The sequence below is a fragment of the Rhizobium leguminosarum genome, from assembly GCF_002953715.1.
Lineage (GTDB): Bacteria > Pseudomonadota > Alphaproteobacteria > Rhizobiales > Rhizobiaceae > Rhizobium > Rhizobium leguminosarum_V.
This window is the reverse complement of the sequence record NZ_CP025012.1, coordinates 2,341,822-2,359,704: the sequence shown is the minus strand read 5'-3', so window position 1 is coordinate 2,359,704 and position 17,883 is coordinate 2,341,822. Positions and strand designations below refer to the sequence as shown.

Genomic DNA, 17,883 nt, shown 5'->3' with positions numbered 1-17,883 from the left:
TTGGGCGAACAAACGTCAGCCGACTCCGGGATGGAGTGCGACTGGCCGTGTTGTCCTCTTCCATCCGGACTATACCGTCGGCTCCGGCATCTCACCGGATCTGCTGACCTTTCGGCCTGCAACGCCATTTGCGCGTCTGAAAGATGCGCGGCGCTGTAGTGCCGGAAGCGCTCGCGGGCTCCAGGATTGCTCCTGATACCGCCGGTGGGGAATTGCACCCCGCCCTGAGAACATTGCAAAGATAGGATCAAAAACAGGCGGATGGCAAGGTCACTTGACCGGGCAAAAATGCAAAGCTGCCCTAACGTCGATGGACACACTGTTCACACGGAGGCGACGATCGCGTCGCCTTCCGCGCTTCACGGATGGTTTGATCTTTGTTCCATGCATGTCGTTGTCCCAAAACCGCTGCACACTTTTGGGTGACATGCATCAGGACATGATCAGGCCGCCGTCGACATTGATCGTCTGGCCGGTGATATAGGCGGCGTCATCGCTGGCGAGGAAGGTGACCAGGCCGGCGACGTCTTCGCCGGAGCCGGCCCGTTTCATCGGGATGCCCTCGACCCATTCCTTCATCAGTTCGCCGGGGGCGTAGTTGCCGAGCAGCTTGCCCCAGGCCTGGTCGTTATAGGCCCACATGTCGGTCTCGATGATGCCGGGGCAGAAGGCGTTGACGGTGATCTTCTCGGTCGCGACTTCCTTGGCCAGGCTCTGGGTGATGCCGACGACGCCCATTTTCGAGGCGGCATAATGCGGAGTGTAGATGAAGCCGTCGCGGGCCTGGCCGGAGGCGGTGTTGATGATGCGGCCGCCGCGCTTGTGCCTGCGCATTCTTGATATCGCCTCCTGGGCGCAGAGGAAGACGCCCTTGGTGTTGACGGCCATGACCTTGTCCCACTCGTTTTCGCTCAGGTCCTCGACGCGGGCAATGGTGATGACGCCCGCATTCTGGATCGAGACGTCGACCGAGCCGAATTCCTTCTCGGCGGCATCGTAGAGGGCGGTGACGCTCGCCTTGTCGGTGACGTCGCCGATGAAGGAGATCGCCTTGCCGCCTTCGGCCCGGATCTGTTCGGCAACGCTATGGACCAGGTCCTCGTTGGCCGAGACGACGAGATTGGCGCCCTCTCGCGCAAAACGTCTGGCGATGGCAGCACCGATGCCGCGGCTACCCCCGGTAATGACGACAGTCTTCTGCTCAAAGCGTTTCATGCTCTTTCCTTGTCCATCAATAAACAGCAAATCTGGGTGCGACCTACCATGCGATCATTATTGGAGATCAACGTTGTCGCGAATTCAGCCAGTCTTGAGCGCCGATGACGACGCCCGAGCCCTCGGTCCGTTCGACAACCCGTTCGATCGGCGTGAAGGGCGGGCAGACGGCGATATCGCACGCCGTCTTGCCCGTTAGTCCCTTCAGCGCCTCGATCTCAGCCAGGGAGGAAGCGAGATCGGTCACTTTCCAGCAGCGGCAATGAGCTTTCTCATCACCAGCAGCAGAAACCGCCGTCGACGAGAAGATCGACGCCGGTCACGAAACTTGCTGCATTCGACAGCAGAAACACCGCCGGACCCACCATCTCGTCGACCGCTGCCATGCGCTGCATCGGCGTCTGCTCTTCGAAGAGCTTGGTCTGGTGGACCATCTCCGGACGGGTGTTCATGGGCGTTGCCGTGTATCCGGGGGAGATGGTGTTGACGCGAATGCCGCGGTCGACCCATTCCATGGCCAAAGACTTCGACATATGGATGACGCCCGCCTTGGAGGCGTTGTAGTGTGCTTGGCTCAGCCCCCGGTTCACGATCACGCCGGACATGGAAGCGATGTTGACGATGGAGCCGCATCCATTCTTCAGCATAGCCCGAGCCTCTGCCTGGCAGGAAAGAAAGACGCCTTTCAGGTTGATATCCATCAACGTCTGATATTGGTCCTCCTCCATCTCTTCCGCTGCGTTCGCGTTAGCGATGCCTGCAGCGTTGACCGCAAGCGTCAGCGCGCCGAGATCCGCTTCGGTACGTGCTACGGCCTCTCCAAGGGAAGATTTGCTCGTGACATCCGCCGCGATTTGGATCGAGCGGCGGCCGGCGGCGCGAATATGTTCAGCCGTCTTGGCCAATCCGTCGTCCGTTCGGCGGTCGAGCAGCGCCACGTCGGCGCCGCATTGCGCAAGGCCGATGGCAATGCGCTGCCCAATGCCGCTCCCGGCTCCAGTAACGATGGCAACCTGGCCGCTGAGATCGAAAAGCTTCGGGGCGTTCAGAGTGATGTCGGACACCGCTCTTCCTTTCTCTGTCTATTTAGATGGTGGCTAGCTCCATGACCGAAACGTCATTTGCCTGGTCACGATTGAGAATGCCTGCCTGTTTGCCTTGTGCAAGCACGAGAATGCGATTGGAGACTCCGAGAACTTCCTCGAGGTCTGAGCTTACGACTATGACCGCCACGCCCCGTTTGGCAAGATTGACGATGATGTCGTAGATGCCGGCTCGGGCGCCGACGTCGATGCCTCTCGTCGGTTCGTCGAGCACGACGACCTTAGGATCGCGCATCAGCCATTTCGCGATGACCACCTTCTGCTGGTTGCCGCCGGACAGGTCCGAGGCATATTGCTCCGCACGGCCCTTCACGCCGAACTTGGCCACTGCCTTCTCCGCAAACGAGCGCTTGACGCTCGGCGTAATCCAACGCCCGCCCAGCTTGTCGAGATTGGCGTAGATGATGTTCTCGCCGATCCGGTGCCCGACAACGAGGCCTTGCTCCTTGCGGTCTTCCGGGACCATCACGATGCCCTTGGCGATCGCGTCCGCCGGATCGCGCAGCCTAAGTTCTTCGCCTTCCAGCTTGATCGAACCTGCACTGATTGGGTCCGCGCCCGAAATGGCGCGGACAAGTTCGGTGCGGCCGGCGCCGACCAGTCCGGCGATTCCGAGAATTTCCCCGGCGCGCACATCGAAGGTAACGTCACGGAATGAGTTGTCGGGCGAGCACAGCCCCGACACCTGGAGTACCGGATGGTCAGTCGGAACCGGCAGGGCAGGGAACAAGCGGTCAAGCGGGCGTCCGACCATGCTTTCGACGATCGTTCGCACCGGAGTCGCGCTGTCTGAGAATTCCTGCGCGCGCTCGCCATCGCGAAGAACGACGATCCGGTCCGTTATTCGCTTGATCTCTTCCATGCGGTGGGAAATGTAGACGATGCCGACGCCTTCTGAGCGAAGCTTCCGAACCTGTTCGAAAAGAGCTTCCGTCTCCGCGCCGCCAAGGGCGGCTGTCGGCTCATCGAGGATCAAGAGCTTTGCGTTGAGAGCCAGCGCCTTGGCGATCTCGATGAGTTGCTGATTTGCCGTGGAAAGGCCGGCGACCGTCCGCGTTGCGGGGATGTGAAGGTTCAAGCGAGCGAGCTGGTCCTGGGCCCGGCGAACCATCTGGGCGCGGTCGACGACGCCGTTCTTCATCGGCCAACGTCCGATGAAGACGTTTTCCGCGATCGACAGCTGCGGCAGAAGCTGCAGCTCTTGATGGATCAGGACGACGCCCTTATCGATCGCTTCCCTTGGGGTGGCCGGGGCATAAGGCTGCCCCAGCCATGTCATTGATCCTTCGGACGGCGTGCGTGACCCGGCGATAATGCCCGATAGCGTTGACTTGCCTGCGCCGTTTTCACCGAGAAGTGCAACCACTTCGCCGGGATAAACGTCCAAGCTGACATTCTTCAGAACCTGGAGCGGCCCATACCATTTGGATATGCCCCTCAGGGAAAGAACTGGATCAGTCACGGCACACCTCCTCAAGACCTCAACTTCATTACGGATGGTTGGCGATGAAGCCTGCGACGTTTTCTTTGGTTGTCAGCGTGGCATCCATGAGCTGGACCGGCGGCACCTTTTCCCCGGCAACGAGCTTGGCGGCGTTTTCAACCGCGTCGCGGCCCATCTTCTGCGTCTGCTGGGTCGCAGTTACGTTGAAGACGCCCTTGCTGAGCGCTTCGAGAGCTGCGGTGTCACCATCGAAGCCGCCAACCACGATCTTCTGGGAAGGATTGGCGACCTTGATCGCCTGTGCGGCGCCAAGGGCGAGGCCGTCGGCCTGGGCGAACACGATCGAAACGTCCGGATTTGCCTGCAGCATATTCTGCATGATCTGGAATCCTTCGTCCTGGCTCCAGATGTTCGAGAACTGCTCGGCGACAACCTTGACGTCCGGATATGCCTTGAGAGATTCAGCGCAACCCTTCGAACGATCGACTTCCGGCGTCGTGCCCTTCTGGCCATGGATGATGACCATCTTCCCCTTGCCGCCGGCTTCCTTCAGGATGTAGTCGCACACGGCCTTGGCAGACGCGACGGAATCCGTTGCAAGGAAGGTGTCGCCGGGTGCTCCCTCGGCGTTGCGGTCAACGTTCACGACCGGGATACCAGCGCTCTTGGCGAGTTTGACCGGAACGGTCGCAGCCGCCGCACCTGCCGGAATGTAGATCAGCGCGTCGATTTTCTGGGTCAGGAGGTCCTGGATCTGATTGACCTGCGTCGGCCCGTCGCCCTTTGCGTCGACCGTTATGACTTCGATGCCGCGCTTCTTGGCTTCGGCTTCGACGGATTGTTTGATCTGGTTGAAGAAGTTTGCCTGAAGGTTGGCAACGGCCAAGCCGAGCTTCTTCAGTTCCGCCGCGTGTACTGGGCCGAGCATGAGACCGAGCAGGGCAGCAGACGCGAGCATGGTGCGCGCTATTTTCATTGTATTTCCTCCGTTGTTTGATGGAACCCTCGGGTATGTCCTCCCCCTCGGGGTATTGATCCGACCCAAATTTTTGGGGCGGAATTCTAGGCCCGCCAACGCGGTGGACCTCGCTCGTCAGGCGCGACGCCGACGAATGGTCTCGGCGCCGACCGCGAGCACGATGACGATGCCGATGATCACCTGCTGCAGGAACGGCGAGACGTTGAGAAGGTTGAGGCCGTTGCGAAGCACACCGATGATAAGAACGCCGATCAGCGTTCCACCGATGCCGCCCGCGCCGCCGGAGAGCGAAGTCCCGCCGATGACGACCGCGGCAATGGTGTCCAGTTCATAGCCCAGACCACTGGACGGCTGGACGGAATCCAGCCGCGCGGCGAGCACGATGCCTGCGAGCCCCGCAAGGACGGCACTCACGATATAGACGGCTATCGTCACGAGCGGGACGTTGATACCGGCCAGGCGTGCGACTTCCGGATTTCCTCCCACCGCGTAGAGCATGCGACCTTCGGAGCGGAAGTGCAGGAAAAGCCACGCGGCAAGAACAACCGCAAGCATGAGAAACACGGTGGCTGTCAACACGCCGAAATGGCGATCGATTGCCAGCATCATGAACCAGTCGGGGAATCCCACGATCTGCTGGCCGTCCGTGATCATATTTGCGACGCCGCGCGCCGCGGACATCATTGCAAGAGTGGCAATAAACGCTGGAACCCTGAACTGCGTCACCAGAAGTCCGACGATCAGCCCCGAAACGCCCGCTGCGACCAGAGCAAAAGCGATCCCGACCGGGAGCGGTAGGCCAGCGACATTCGCAGTCCAGCCCATGACCATCATCGCAAGAGCGAGTGTCGAGCCGACGGAAAGATCGATGCCGCCGATCAGGATGACAAAGGTCATTCCGACGGCCATGATGCCGAGGACAGTGATCTGATCGAGGATGTTGAGACCGTTCCGAACCGAAAGAAACGTGTCTGTGCTGAGGCTCAGAAAGACGCAAAGCAAGAGTAGCCCCACGAGTGGGCCGGTGGCGCCCTTGAGCTTGCTCAACCAGGCGCCGGACGAAAGCCCGTGTTCATTGATATCGAGCGCCACCATTGTTCCTCCCTTATGCCTAGTCTATTCGCTAATTCACTCTACGAATAAATATTCACTGATGCTGGAAAATTCATTAACAAGTTGCCTCCGAGCTGTCAATAGGATTTTCCGGACTTGCAACTGTCGCCGCGTTGCTTAAAGGGCTTGACTAATCGGCGTCTTGTGCAAAAATATTGATAACTGAATATTTATGCATAAGAGGAATCCATGAATACGACAGAACTCGAGCGGGTCGCTCGCGAGATCCGATTGCGCGATCTCCAGGCGGTCTTTGAAGCGGGCGCCGGCCATATTGGCGGGGAAATGTCGGTCATCGACATTTTGACTGCCCTCTATTTTCGTGTGCTGAATGTTTGGCCCGATCAGCCGAAGCACCCCGACCGCGACAGGTTCGTCCTTTCGAAGGGACATACTGCATGCGCTTTGTATGTGACGCTCGCAAAACGCGGCTTCATTCCGGAGGAAGAGATTTCCACCTTCTTGCAGCCGCACTCGAGGCTGAACGGGCATCCGAATTGCAACAAGGTTCCTGGCGTCGAAACGAATACCGGGCCGCTCGGCCACGGTCTTCCAGTCGCAATAGGAATGGCAAAAGCCGCCAAGCTCTCAGGCGCGAAATATCACACCTACGTCGTCACCGGCGACGGTGAGATGCAGGAGGGCTCCAACTGGGAAGCGATCATGGCGGCCGCGCAGTTCAAGCTCGATAACTTGACGCTGGTCATCGACCACAACAGGTTCCAGCAGGGCGCTGCCCTGGCGGAAACCAACGATCTTGCCCCGCTTCGTCCGAAGCTTGAAGCTTTCGATTGGGAAGTCACCGAGATCAATGGGAACAATATGAGCGAAGTCCTTTCAGCCCTCGAACACCGGGTATCGAGACCGCATTGCATCGTGGCCCACACCAACAAGGGGCATGGAATCTCGTTCATGCAAGACCGAGTCGACTGGCACCACAAGGTACCGAGCAAGGAACAATACGAAATCGCATTGGCAGAATTGTCGGAGGCACTGTAATGAACGCGCCAATAAACGCACCCAAGCTCTACGATTGCCGCGACGCATTCGCCTCGACGCTTGAGCGGCTGGCAGCCGAAAACGAAACGATCGTTGCCGTCTGCAACGACTCCGTGGGTTCCTCCAAGCTCGGCGGCTTCAAGGCGAAGTTTGGAGAGCGCCTGGTAAATGTCGGTATCGCCGAGCAGAACATGGTGGGGGTTGGAGCCGGCCTCGCCAATGGCGGACGCCTTCCGTTCGTGTGCGCCGCCGCTCCGTTTCTAACGGGACGGTCGCTGGAACAGATCAAGGCCGACATTTCGTATTCGAATGCCAACGTCAAGCTGGTCGGCATTTCTTCTGGAATGGCGTATGGCGAACTCGGCCCGACCCATCACTCGATCGAGGACTTTGCCTGGACTCGGGTTTTGCCTAATCTTCCGGTCATCGCGCCTTGTGACCGCATCGAAACAGCTGCTGCGGTTGAGTGGGCCGCGGCCTACAACGGCCCCTGTTTCCTGCGTCTGTCTCGCGTAGGTGTGCCTGATCTCCTTCCGGAGGGTCACAAGTTCGAACTTGGCAAGGCAAATCTCCTTCGCCAGGGTTTTGACGTCACCCTTATCGCAAACGGCACTTTGACTCATCGAATCCTAAAGGCTGCCGAGATCCTCGCAGAACGGGGCATCAACGCCAGGGTGCTCAACCTTGCAACGGTTCGTCCGATCGACGAGGATGCCATCATCGCCGCGGCGAAGGAAACCGGAGCTATCGTCACAGCCGAAGAGCATTCGATCTTTGGTGGGCTCGGTTCCGCAGTAGCCGAAGTGGTGGTCGACAATGCTCCAGTCCCGATGAAACGCCTCGGAGTTCCCGGCATCTACGCTCCGACCGGTTCGGCAGAGTTCCTGCTCGACGAATTCGGGATGGCGCCGTCCGCAATCGCCGACGCCGCGCAGTCGCTGATCAGGCGCAAGTAACTGGGATTACGTGATCAGCCGGGACGCTTGTCGTCCAGGCTGCCGTCTGATCTGGGGAGGATAGAATGCGGGCAATTCTGGCAATTGACCAGGGCACGACCAATTCAAAGGCAGTTCTCGTTTCCGAAAAGGGAGAAATTGTTGGCAGAGGTTCGGCACCGGTCGGCATCACCTATCCGAAACCAGGCTGGGTCGAACAAGACCCACGCCGGCTCTACGCATCCGTCTGCGAGGCGATCGACACCTGCCTGAAGGCCGCCCCCGACGTGGCTGTCGAGGCCGTGGCGATTTCCAATCAGCGCGAGTCAGTCACTGCTTGGGACGCTGAAACGGGAGAAGCACTTGGACCGGTGGTGAGCTGGCAGTGCCGTCGAACGGCACAAGATTGCGAACGTCTCATTGTCGAAGGCCACCTTCACCGTGTGCAGGCGCTCACAGGCCTGCCACTGGATCCGATGTTCCCGGGTTCGAAATTCCGATGGCTGCTCGACCGTATTCCGGCCGGGCGATCGGTGCGGCTGGGAACGGTCGACAGTTGGCTCGTCCACTGCCTGACGGGCGGACGCCGGCATGCCTGCGATGCTTCCAATGCCGCCAGGAGCCAGTTGTTCGATCTCCAGGAGCAGAGATGGAGCGAGGAACTTGGCGAGATTTTCGGCGTGGATATCGCGCTCCTCCCCGAGGTACTCGACAGCTCTGCCGACTTCGGCAGGACGCAAGGGTTGCCAGGCGTGCCGGATGGAACTCCGATCATGGCCGTGATCGGAGACAGTCATGCTGCGCTGTTCGGTCATGGTGCATTCAAGCCGGGTGATGGCAAGGTAACCTTCGGAACCGGCTCTTCGGTGATGACGACGCTTCCGCGATTTATTCCCCCACGCAATGGCGTCACAACGACTGTCGCATGGCGTCTCCATGGAAAGCCGACTTTCGCTTTCGAAGGCAATATTCTCGTTTGCGCCGCCAGTCTGCCCTGGATGGCAGGCATTCTCGGCCTTTCGGACGTGGCGGCCCTTGTCGAACTTGCGGCGAGCGCCGAACCGGGCGGACCGGGCTTCGTGCCAGCATTCGTGGGACTAGGCGCACCCTATTGGAACTCCGACGCCCGTGCCCTGTTCTCCCAGATCAACTTCAATACGACACGTGCGCAAATGGCACGGTCGGTAACCGACTCGATCGCCCTCCAGGTGCATGACGTGATCGCCGCCATGCGAGCACAAAGCGGCGGCGAGCTCGGGGCGCTCTATGTAGACGGCGGACCGAGCCAAAACCGCTTCCTGATGCAGTGCGTCTCGAACCTCATAGAACATCCCGTGATCCAATGCGAAGCACCCGAGGCCTCGGCTTTGGGGGCCGCATATCTCGCGGGTCTGTCACTTGGCTTGTGGAGCGATCTTCATGTTATCGCAGAGCTGCCCAGGAGCTCACATATCATTGACCCGGAACCCGTGGATCGAGCGGTGCTTCTGAATACATGGAATGATGCACTTGCCCGCTCGACGTCCCGCGAAACAACGGCTAATGATGAATAAAAATTCACCCTAGGATCAGCGATGACTCGCCTCAATGAACTCCGCCTCATCTCAAGGGTCGCCCAGATGTACCATTTGGAGGGACGGCGACAGGCGGAGATCGCAGAGCACCTTCGCCTGTCGCAGGCGACAGTGTCGCGCATGCTCAAGCGTGCTGAGGCTGAAGATATTGTGCGAACCAGCGTGACCCCGCCCGTTGGCACCTACAGTGAGCTTGAGGGCGCGCTTCGCGAGAAATATGATTTGCCGGAGGCGATCGTCGTTGAGTGCACGGAAGATCGGGACGGAGCCATCATGGCCCGTATCGGAGAGGCAGCGGCTCATCTCTTGGAGGTGACGCTTGCGCCAGGGGAGATCATCGGCGTTTCGAGTTGGAGCCAGACCATCTCCAAGATGGTTGAGAACATTCATCCCCTGAAGAGCGCTCAGGCGAAATACGTCGTCCAAACCCTTGGAGGCATGGGCGATCCTTCAGTGCAGACGCATGCGACGCAGCTTACCACGCGGCTTGCTCGGCTGACCGGCGCTGAGCCAAAACTGCTCGCCGTGCAAGGCGTTACGACGTCCAGAGAGGCAAAATTTCTTATGCAGGCCGATCCATACGTTCGAGAGACGATGGACTTGTTCGGCAGCATAACGCTTGCGATTGTCGGAATCGGAGCAGTCGAACCGTCCGAACTTCTCGCACGGTCCGGCAACATCTTTTCGTCTCGGGAACTGTCTGATCTCGCGGAAGCGGGAGCCGTCGGCGATATCTCACTTCGCTTCTTCGATAAAAACGGCAAGCCGGTCAAGACACCCCTGGACGACCGGGTCATAGGGCTTCCACTCGAGGATCTCGAACGGGTGGACCGGGTCATTGCTCTTGCCGGCGGATCCAAAAAGACTGACGCTATCGCAGGGGCGCTCCGCGTGGGGGTCATCGACATGCTTGTTACGGACAAGTTTACCGCGCAGCGATTGATCAACTGATGAGGCAGACTGATTTTGGCAGCCTCAATGCGCTGTCCCATCCACAATCACGTGGTCGTACTCCATCGAGCATCTCTCTACCCGGGCCTCGACCCTGTAGATCTCCCGCAGCATCTGGGCGGTGACGACGTCGCGGGGATTGCCGCAGGCGTGCATGCGGCCGTTGGCGATGACGAGGACCTTGTCGGCGAAGCGGAGCGCCTGGTTGAGGTCGTGGATGGCGATGAGGACGATCATGCCCTTGGCGCGGGCCTGGCGGCGCATGAAGTCGAGGACCTCGACCTGGCGGTGCAGGTCGAGCGCGCTTGTTGGTTCGTCCATCAGCATGATCTCGGGCTCGCGGACCAAGGCCTGGGCGATCGAGACGAGCTGGCGCTGGCCGCCGGACAGCGCGCCGAGATCGCGGAAGGCGATGGCTGACATATCGAGCGCCGTCATGATCTCGTCGATGAAGCGGAGATCGCTGTCGCTGACGGCCCAGGACTGGCCCTGCTTGCGGGCGAGAAGGATGGATTCGTAGACCGTCAGCACCGCGTTTGCCGAGGTATCCTGCGGCATGTAGCTGATGGCGTTTTTCGTCTTCGAGCCTTCGACGACGACATGGCCCGGCCCCTTGAGCAGGCCGGTGATACGTTTGAACAGCGTCGACTTGCCGGCAGCGTTCGGGCCGATCACCGCCACGACCTCGCCCGACTTCATCACCGGCGTCGTCACGTCCTCGACGAAGAGTTTGCGGCCGTGATAGGCGCCGACCGACTGCAACTGAAGGGCTACCATGACCGGCTCCTGTTCGAGAGGATGAGCGAGAAGAAGAAGGGCACGCCGACCAACGCGGTGATGATGCCGATCGGGAAGACGACGCCAGGGATGATCGACTTCGAGACGATTGACGTCAGCGAGAGCAGCAGCGCGCCCGACAGGATCGAGCCCGGCAGGAAGAAGCGCTGATCCTCGCCGAGGATCATGCGCGCGATATGCGGCCCGACGAGGCCGACGAAGCCGATCGTGCCGACGAAGCTCACGGGGACTGCGGCAAGCAGCGAGACGATCAGCATGGTTTCCAGCCGGATGCGGCGGACGTTGACGCCGAAGCTCGCGGCTTTGTCCTCGCCGAGGCGGATGGCGGTGAGCGCCCAGGCGTTGCGGGCAAAGAGCGGCAGGGCGATCAGGAGAACGGTAAGCGTCACCCAGATCTTCGGCCAGGTGGCCTTGGTGAGGCTGCCCATCGTCCAGAAGACGACGGCAGACAGCGCCTGTTCGGAGGCGAGATATTGCAGGAAGGCGAGCGCCGCATTGAAGGTGAAAACCAGCGCGATGCCGAGCAGCACCACCGTCTGCACCGAGACGCCGCGGGCCTGCGAGACGAAATGGATGAAGAGCGTGGCGATCAGCGCCATGATGAAGGCATTGACCGGCACGAGCAGGCCGGCTGCGACCGGCAGCAGCGGAACGCTGGTGACGATCGCTAGGGCGGCGCCGAAGCTTGCCGCCGCCGAAATGCCGAGCGTGAAGGGGCTGGCGAGCGGATTGGCGAGGATCGTCTGCATCTGCGCGCCGGCGACGGAGAGCGATGCGCCGACGACGATCGCCATCACCGCAACCGGCATGCGGATGTCCCAGACGACGGCGCGCACCTGATCCGAAACGGAGGAGGGGTCGAGAAGGGCGGCGACGACTTCACTGAGACTATAGCGGGCCGGGCCCCATGCGAGATCGACCGCAAAGGACAGGCAGAGCGCTGCCGTCATGGCGGCAAGGATCAGCAGCTTGCGCCGGGCGAGGGCGCGGTAGCGCTCCCTCCCGGCTTCGGCTTCGATCGATATGGCGGCGATCTCGGCCATGTCGGATTACTGACCTGCCTTGGCGTCGACCCAGTAACCCGGCTGATAGGCGACCGGCAGGAATTTTTCGTGGAATTCCTTGAAGGTGGCATCGGGATCGAGATCGGCAAAGAGGTTCGGATGGAACCATTTGGCCAGTTGCTGGACGGCGACGAACTGGTAGGGGCTGGTATAGAACTGGTGCCAGATCGCGTGGACATGGCCGCCGGCAACCGCCCTGGAGCCGGTGAAGGCAGGGTTTTCCATCAGCGTGTTCAGAGCCTTGCGGCTGTCGTCGAAGGTGGCTGCCGCATTCGGGCCGACATTCACAAAGTCCTTGGCATTCTTGGTCTGGCTCCAGTTGGAGCCGGTGACGACGATGACGTCAGGATTGGAGGCGACGACCTGCTCGGCATTGATCGAGCCGGTATAGCCCGGCAGGAAGTCGGAGCCGAGATTGTGGCCGCCGGCCCAATCGACCATCAGGCCGAAATTGTCAGGACCGAAGGTGCCGCAGCACTCCACCAGGCCGGCGGCGCGATACATGAAGACATTCGGCTTCGGCGGATTGGCGGCCTTCAGCTTGTCCGTCACGCGGGCCAGCTGCTCCTTCCAGAAGCTGGCCACGGCTTCGGCGCGGTCCTCATGGCCGAAGATCTGGCCGAGGATCTTCAGGCTCGGCTCGGTGTTGGCGAGGATATGCTCGCGGAAATCGATATAGACGATCTTCACGCCGATGCCGTTCAGCATGTCCTCGAGCTTCACCTCGTCGGCGGCCGCCTTGTTGCCGATCGGCAGCAGCAGCACATCGGGATGAAGCTTGACGACCGTTTCGGTCTGCAGCGTGCCGTCTGTGAGGTTACCGAGGAAGGGCAGGTCCTTGCCCTTCGGAAACTTTTCGACATAGGCGTTGAAGCCGTCCTTGTCGGTGGTCCAGAGATCGTTGCGCCAGCCGACGATCTTGGCGAAGGGATCTTCCTTCTCGATCGGCGCGACCGCGTAGAGCATGCGGCCTTCCCCAAGGATCACACGCTCGACCGGCTTGTCGAAGGTCACTTCGCGACCCGCCACATCCTTGACGGTGAAGGACTGCGCCCAGGCCGAAAGCGGCATCAGGCTCGCAATCGCCGCTGCGGAGACTGCGAGCATTTTCACGAAATTCATCTGGAAATTCCCCCGAGGTCTGAATAATGTCCGCAGGCATAAGAAATATGACTTTATGAATCAAGTTATATGTTTTAGAGCGTTTCCAAACTGATCCGATGCCGGGGTGCCTCAGATGAATTCCATGAACACGAACTACTCCATCCGCGACGAAATCCGCGACTTCTGGTCGGAACGGGCGGCGACCTTCGACCAGAGCGTCGGTCATGAAATCTTTTCGGAAGCGGAGCGGAAAGGCTGGCAGCGGCTGATCAGAAAACATCTGGGTGAGGGCCAAGGGCGCGCGGCGCTCGATCTTGCCTGCGGCACCGCCGTCATCTCGCATCTGATGCATGGTGCCGGCTTTGCCGTCACCGGCCTCGACTGGTCGGATGCGATGCTGGCGCAGGCGCGCGCCAAGGCGAAGAAGCGCGGCACCGATATCCGCTTCGTGTCCGGCGACGCCGAAAACACGATGGAGCCACGGGAAAGCTACGACGTTATCACCAACCGGCATCTCGTCTGGACGCTGGTGGACCCGGCTTCTGCCTTTAAGGAATGGTTCGCAGTGCTGAAGCCGGGCGGCAAGGTGCTGATCCTCGACGGCAATATGGGCAAGGAGAACTGGGTCAAGGGCCTGCAGAAGTTCTGGACGAAGGTGACGGGCAAGCCGGCGGCGACCCACATGACGCCGGAGATGATGGCGCGGCACCAGAAGATCCGCTCACGCGTGCATTTCTCCACCCAGATGCCGGCCGAAGCAGTCGTCGATCTTCTGGGCCAAGCCGGATTTACGGATATTGTCGTCGACCGCAAGCTTGCCGATATCCATTGGGCGCAGGCCCGCAAGATGCCGTTCCTGCGCGGGCTCGAGCGCATGGTGCAGGACCGGTTTGCGATCTGTGCGCGCAAGCCTGGGTGATGCGTGGGGTGGCAATTTCCCTCTTCTCCCCAGCGGGGGTCCGAAGGACGGGTCGAAACCCGTGGCTCGACCCCGGTCGGTGGCCCGAAGGGTCGGATGAGGGGGCCGCACGGCACGCCTTCATTGCTCTTCGCTTGCGCTCACCGCATTCGCAGTTTCACTGCTCACCCCCTCATCTGCCTGCCGGCATCTTCTCCCCGCTGGGTAGAAGAGGTTTGTGGCAGCGTCCGCTTCCTTTCTTTTGGGCGTTGATGCTGTGGCTGTGTTTAGGGAGTTTGCCGCACCGTATCCCGGCCCTTCGCGGGGCTCAGGGCGTTCGGCGCTGCGATCGATTCACTGGATCGATCGCTCCCCGCTTCGCGGCGACCGCGCCTCACCCACCCGTAACACTCATATGCCGCGCCACGGCCGGACGATTATGCGTGCGGTCGATGATGAAGTCGTGACCCTTGGGTTTGCGGGTGATGGCCTCGTCGATGGCGGCGTGGAGGAGGGCGTCGTCTTCGGTGGCGCGGAGGCTCGCGCGGAGATCGGCGGCGTCGTTCTGGCCGAGGCACATGTAGAGCGTGCCGGTGCAGGTGAGGCGCACGCGGTTGCAGCTCTCGCAGAAATTATGCGTCATTGGCGTGATGAAGCCGAGGCGGCCGCCGGTTTCTTCGACCCTGACGTAACGCGCCGGGCCGCCGGTCTGGTAGTCGATGTCAGCAAGGGTGAACTGGTCTTCGAGATCGGCGCGCAGTTTCGACAGCGGCAGGTACTGGTCGGTGCGGTCTTCTTCGATCTCGCCCATCGGCATGGTTTCGATGACGGTCAAATCCATGCCGCGGCCGTGGGCGAAGCGCAGAAGCTCCGGCATCTCGGCATCGTTGAAATCCTTCAGCGCCACGGCGTTGAGCTTGATCTTCAGCCCGGCTTTCTGAGCGGCATCGATGCCTTCCATGACCTTGTCGAAATCGCCCCAGCGGGTGATCTTGCGGAACTTGTCGGGGTCGAGCGTATCGAGTGAAACGTTGATGCGGCGCACGCCGCAATCATAAAGCTCCTCGGCATGGCGGGAAAGCTGCGAGCCGTTGGTCGTCAGCGTCAGCTCGTCGAGGCCGGAACCGATCTTCTGGCCGAGCTGGCGAACCAGATACATGATGTTCTTGCGCACCAAGGGTTCGCCGCCGGTCAGCCTGATCTTGCTGACGCCCTTGGCGATGAAGGCGGAACAGAGCCGGTCGAGCTCCTCCAGCGTCAAGAGATCCTTCTTCGGCAGGAAGGTCATGTTCTCCGCCATGCAATAGGTGCAGCGGAAATCGCAGCGGTCGGTGACGGAGACGCGGAGATAGGTGACCGCCCGCCCGAAGGGGTCGATCATCGGGTCCGCACCTGCCACCAGCGGCGATGCATTGCCTATCGTTCCAACTCTGGTGTTCACCTGTATCTCCGTACTCTCATCAATGTGGGCATATGCTATTGTCGCGTCAAGGGAAACTGCCCTCGCGAGCATGCCAATTTCAGCTTGCGCTGAAAAAGATCAGCGCCTACTCCTCGCATGAGAAGAGGACAAAATGATGAGCGATATCTGGCCGAGCGAACTTCGCGTCTCGAAAGACAGGCAGCGGCTGGTGGTGACCTTCAACGACGGCCAGAGCTTCGACCTGTCGGCAGAGCTCTTGCGTGTGCTGTCGCCCTCGGCCGAGGTGCAGGGCCACGGGCCGGGGCAGAAGGTGACGGTGCCCGGCAAGCGCAATGTCGCGATCATCTCGATGATGCCGACCGGCAATTACGCGGTCCGGATCGGTTTTGACGACATGCACGATACCGGCATCTACACCTGGACCTATCTGCGCGAGCTCGGCGAACGCGGCGCTGAGCTGTTTTCCGCCTACGAGGACGAGCTCAGCGAAAAGGGCATGAACCGCGACACGGCGGAGAAGCCGCGCTGAGGGTCACGAGAGCGCAGCTATCGCTTTTAATCCACACATAATTCCAGCCATCGGGGGGCCATATGGCGAAAACGAACGGAAAGAACTGGCTGCGCGCCAAGGGCAGCGCCAGCGGCAGCAAGGTGACCTTCCTCGAACTGTTCTTCGACCTGGTCTTCGTCTTTTCGATCTCGCAGCTCTCGCATGCGCTCGCCGCCCACTATACGCCGCTCGGTGCTGCCGAAGCGGCGCTGATGACCTTCGCCGTCTGGTGGGTATGGATCTTCACCGCCTGGGTGACGAACTGGCTCGATCCCGAGAAAATGCCGGTGCGTGGCATGCTGGTGGCGCTGATGATGCTCGGGCTGCTGCTGTCTGCTTCCATTCCCGAGGCGTTCGGTGACAAGGGGCTGCTGTTTGCCGGAGCCTATGTGGCGATGCAGGTCGGGCGCTCGCTGTTTACGACCTATGCGATGACGCGCGTCGACCGCCCCAACACGCTGAATTTCGTCCGCATCACCACCTGGCTCGTGGTTGCCGGGGTCTTCTGGATTGCCGGCGGGCTGCTCGAGCATGAAGCCCGGCTGATCGCCTGGGTGATTGCGCTTGCGATCGAATATGCCGGGCCGGCTGCGGGCTTTGCCGTGCCTGGGCTCGGGCGCTCGACGGCGCGGGACTGGGATGTTTCCGGCGCGCATATGGCCGAACGCTGCGCACTCTTCGTCATCATCTGCCTCGGCGAAGCGATCCTCGTTTCCGGCCGCACCTTTTCGGAACTGCCGTTCTCAGGACTGACCAGCGTCGTCTTCGTCACCGGTTTTATCGGCACGGTCGCCATGTGGTGGCTCTATTTCCGCTTCGGCCACGGGCGCGCCGCCCACCGCATCGAGCATGAAGAGACGCCGGGAAGCTTGGCGCGGCAGGCCTTCACCTATGGGCATATCCCTATCCTTGCCGGCATCATCGTCCATGCGGTCGCGGTCGAGTTCATGTTCTCGCATCCGCATGAGACCGGCAATCTCGGCATCGCCGCGGCCGTGCTCGGCGGCTCCGGCCTGTTCCTGATCGGCAATCTCTGGTTCAAGGGCGCGACCAGCGGCCAGCTGCCGCTATCACATCTGGCCGGGCTCGTGCTGCTGATCCTGCTCGCCTTCGCCGCACCCTTCATCGAGGTCTATTTGATGGGCATTCTGGCGACGCTGGTGCTGATCATCGTTGCCGCCTGGGAATATCGCTCGCTGACCGGTACCCAGGCGGCGCCGACGCTGCATTGAGCATCAATCCTCGTCGCGCAGATCTTTCAGCAGCACGGTGATGATGCGCTCCATCGAATCGGCGGTCGACATGCATTGCTCTATCGGCTCGTCCGACAGCACCCGGTCGATGAGGCCGGTCTGGATGGCCATGGCTTCCTCACTCAGCTTCCGACCCTCTGGCGTCAAATAGAGGCGCAGCACGCGCTTGTCGCGCTCGTCATCGCGGCGAAGGAGCAGACCGCGCTTCTCCATCTGCGGCAAGAGCATGCTCATATTGGAACGGCCGACCAGCAGCTTGCGCGCCAGCTCCTGCTGCGAGATGCCCTCGAAACGATAGAGATTGACCAGGATATCGAGGTGCGGCGGCTTGATGTCGAGATCGGCAAGCGAGCGGGCCAGGGATTGTTGCATGAGCTGGCAGGCGCGAGCCACCGCGATCCAGCTGCGAAAACGCGGATGATCCCAGGGAAGGGATTGATTTTTGTTCATCGTTGTACTTTATTGTTCAGTGTTGAACAG

At 60.7% G+C, this 17,883-nt stretch carries 18 protein-coding genes and 1 riboswitch; of the genes, 7 read left to right on the top strand and 11 right to left on the bottom strand.

All coding sequences use genetic code 11. From position 1 onward, the window contains the following. Window positions 1-48: 48 nt before the first annotated feature. A riboswitch (FMN riboswitch) is annotated at window positions 49-236 on the bottom strand. A 196-nt stretch (window positions 237-432) separates the two neighbouring features. The 6 genes from CUJ84_RS11900 to CUJ84_RS11875 form a co-directional block, all read right to left on the bottom strand. Next, window positions 433-1,215, bottom strand: coding sequence for a glucose 1-dehydrogenase (locus CUJ84_RS11900; RefSeq protein ID WP_105006361.1), 783 nt, complete (start codon window positions 1,213-1,215; stop codon window positions 433-435). A gap of 67 nt (window positions 1,216-1,282) precedes the next feature. After that, window positions 1,283-1,462 (bottom strand): triose-phosphate isomerase, encoded by a 180-nt coding sequence (locus CUJ84_RS11895; protein ID WP_105006360.1) that lies wholly within the window; start codon window positions 1,460-1,462, stop codon window positions 1,283-1,285. Between the two features lie 28 nt (window positions 1,463-1,490). Then, window positions 1,491-2,279 (bottom strand): SDR family oxidoreductase, encoded by a 789-nt coding sequence (locus CUJ84_RS11890; RefSeq protein WP_105006359.1) that lies wholly within the window; start codon window positions 2,277-2,279, stop codon window positions 1,491-1,493. Between the two features lie 22 nt (window positions 2,280-2,301). Beyond that, window positions 2,302-3,780: a sugar ABC transporter ATP-binding protein gene (locus tag CUJ84_RS11885; protein ID WP_105006358.1), complete on the bottom strand. Its 1,479-nt coding sequence runs from the start codon at window positions 3,778-3,780 to the stop codon at window positions 2,302-2,304. A gap of 28 nt (window positions 3,781-3,808) precedes the next feature. Beyond that, on the bottom strand, window positions 3,809-4,738 hold the full coding sequence (locus tag CUJ84_RS11880) for a sugar ABC transporter substrate-binding protein (protein ID WP_003569108.1): 930 nt from the start codon (window positions 4,736-4,738) through the stop codon (window positions 3,809-3,811). Between the two features lie 117 nt (window positions 4,739-4,855). Beyond that, a complete protein-coding gene (locus CUJ84_RS11875) occupies window positions 4,856-5,836 on the bottom strand; it encodes an ABC transporter permease (protein ID WP_105006357.1) in 981 nt (326 codons plus the stop codon). A gap of 207 nt (window positions 5,837-6,043) precedes the next feature. On the opposite strand from CUJ84_RS11875, the gene CUJ84_RS11870 reads away from it, so the two are divergent. The 4 genes from CUJ84_RS11870 to CUJ84_RS11855 all read left to right on the top strand — a co-directional run bounded on the left by CUJ84_RS11870 (window position 6,044) and on the right by CUJ84_RS11855 (window position 10,313). Then, window positions 6,044-6,853 carry a transketolase gene (locus CUJ84_RS11870; protein ID WP_105006356.1) on the top strand — a complete coding sequence of 270 codons (810 nt, stop codon included), beginning with the start codon at window positions 6,044-6,046 and terminating at the stop codon, window positions 6,851-6,853. Beyond that, window positions 6,853-7,809, top strand: a complete 957-nt coding sequence (locus tag CUJ84_RS11865; RefSeq protein WP_105006355.1) for a transketolase family protein — start codon at window positions 6,853-6,855, stop codon at window positions 7,807-7,809. The genes CUJ84_RS11870 and CUJ84_RS11865 overlap by 1 nt, the downstream gene beginning before the upstream one ends. Before the next feature lie 65 nt (window positions 7,810-7,874). After that, window positions 7,875-9,341 (top strand): FGGY family carbohydrate kinase, encoded by a 1,467-nt coding sequence (locus CUJ84_RS11860; RefSeq protein ID WP_105006354.1) that lies wholly within the window; start codon window positions 7,875-7,877, stop codon window positions 9,339-9,341. 21 nt (window positions 9,342-9,362) lie between these two features. Further along, window positions 9,363-10,313 carry a sugar-binding transcriptional regulator gene (locus CUJ84_RS11855; protein ID WP_018446370.1) on the top strand — a complete coding sequence of 317 codons (951 nt, stop codon included), beginning with the start codon at window positions 9,363-9,365 and terminating at the stop codon, window positions 10,311-10,313. Between the two features lie 24 nt (window positions 10,314-10,337). Here CUJ84_RS11855 and CUJ84_RS11850 read toward each other — a convergent pair whose 3' ends face one another. The 3 genes from CUJ84_RS11850 to CUJ84_RS11840 are packed head-to-tail and all read right to left on the bottom strand — an operon-like array spanning window position 10,338 to window position 13,297. After that, the gene (locus CUJ84_RS11850; RefSeq protein WP_105006353.1) at window positions 10,338-11,090 is read right to left on the bottom strand and encodes an ABC transporter ATP-binding protein; all 753 of its coding nucleotides are present in this window, start codon (window positions 11,088-11,090) and stop codon (window positions 10,338-10,340) included. Next, window positions 11,084-12,154 carry a FecCD family ABC transporter permease gene (locus CUJ84_RS11845; protein ID WP_105006352.1) on the bottom strand — a complete coding sequence of 357 codons (1,071 nt, stop codon included), beginning with the start codon at window positions 12,152-12,154 and terminating at the stop codon, window positions 11,084-11,086. The genes CUJ84_RS11850 and CUJ84_RS11845 overlap by 7 nt, the downstream gene beginning before the upstream one ends. A 6-nt stretch (window positions 12,155-12,160) precedes the next feature. Continuing rightward, entirely contained in the window at window positions 12,161-13,297 is a 1,137-nt protein-coding gene (locus CUJ84_RS11840; protein ID WP_105006351.1) for an ABC transporter substrate-binding protein, read from the bottom strand. A 115-nt stretch (window positions 13,298-13,412) separates the two neighbouring features. Here CUJ84_RS11840 and CUJ84_RS11835 point away from each other — a divergent pair, with 115 nt between their 5' ends. After that, window positions 13,413-14,198: a class I SAM-dependent methyltransferase gene (locus CUJ84_RS11835; protein WP_105006350.1), complete on the top strand. Its 786-nt coding sequence runs from the start codon at window positions 13,413-13,415 to the stop codon at window positions 14,196-14,198. Between the two features lie 373 nt (window positions 14,199-14,571). Here the strand turns inward: CUJ84_RS11835 and moaA are convergent, their stop codons facing one another. After that, on the bottom strand, window positions 14,572-15,618 hold the full coding sequence (moaA, locus tag CUJ84_RS11830) for a GTP 3',8-cyclase MoaA (protein WP_105006349.1): 1,047 nt from the start codon (window positions 15,616-15,618) through the stop codon (window positions 14,572-14,574). 136 nt (window positions 15,619-15,754) lie between these two features. On the opposite strand from moaA, the gene CUJ84_RS11825 reads away from it, so the two are divergent. Both CUJ84_RS11825 and CUJ84_RS11820 read left to right on the top strand, forming a co-directional pair. Further along, window positions 15,755-16,129, top strand: a complete 375-nt coding sequence (locus tag CUJ84_RS11825; protein WP_032980674.1) for a gamma-butyrobetaine hydroxylase-like domain-containing protein — start codon at window positions 15,755-15,757, stop codon at window positions 16,127-16,129. A 62-nt stretch (window positions 16,130-16,191) separates the two neighbouring features. Then, window positions 16,192-17,382 carry a low temperature requirement protein A gene (locus CUJ84_RS11820; RefSeq protein ID WP_105006348.1) on the top strand — a complete coding sequence of 397 codons (1,191 nt, stop codon included), beginning with the start codon at window positions 16,192-16,194 and terminating at the stop codon, window positions 17,380-17,382. Between the two features lie 3 nt (window positions 17,383-17,385). Here CUJ84_RS11820 and CUJ84_RS11815 read toward each other — a convergent pair whose 3' ends face one another. Continuing rightward, window positions 17,386-17,853, bottom strand: a complete 468-nt coding sequence (locus CUJ84_RS11815) for a MarR family winged helix-turn-helix transcriptional regulator (RefSeq protein ID WP_105006347.1) — start codon at window positions 17,851-17,853, stop codon at window positions 17,386-17,388. Window positions 17,854-17,883: the final 30 nt, after the last annotated feature.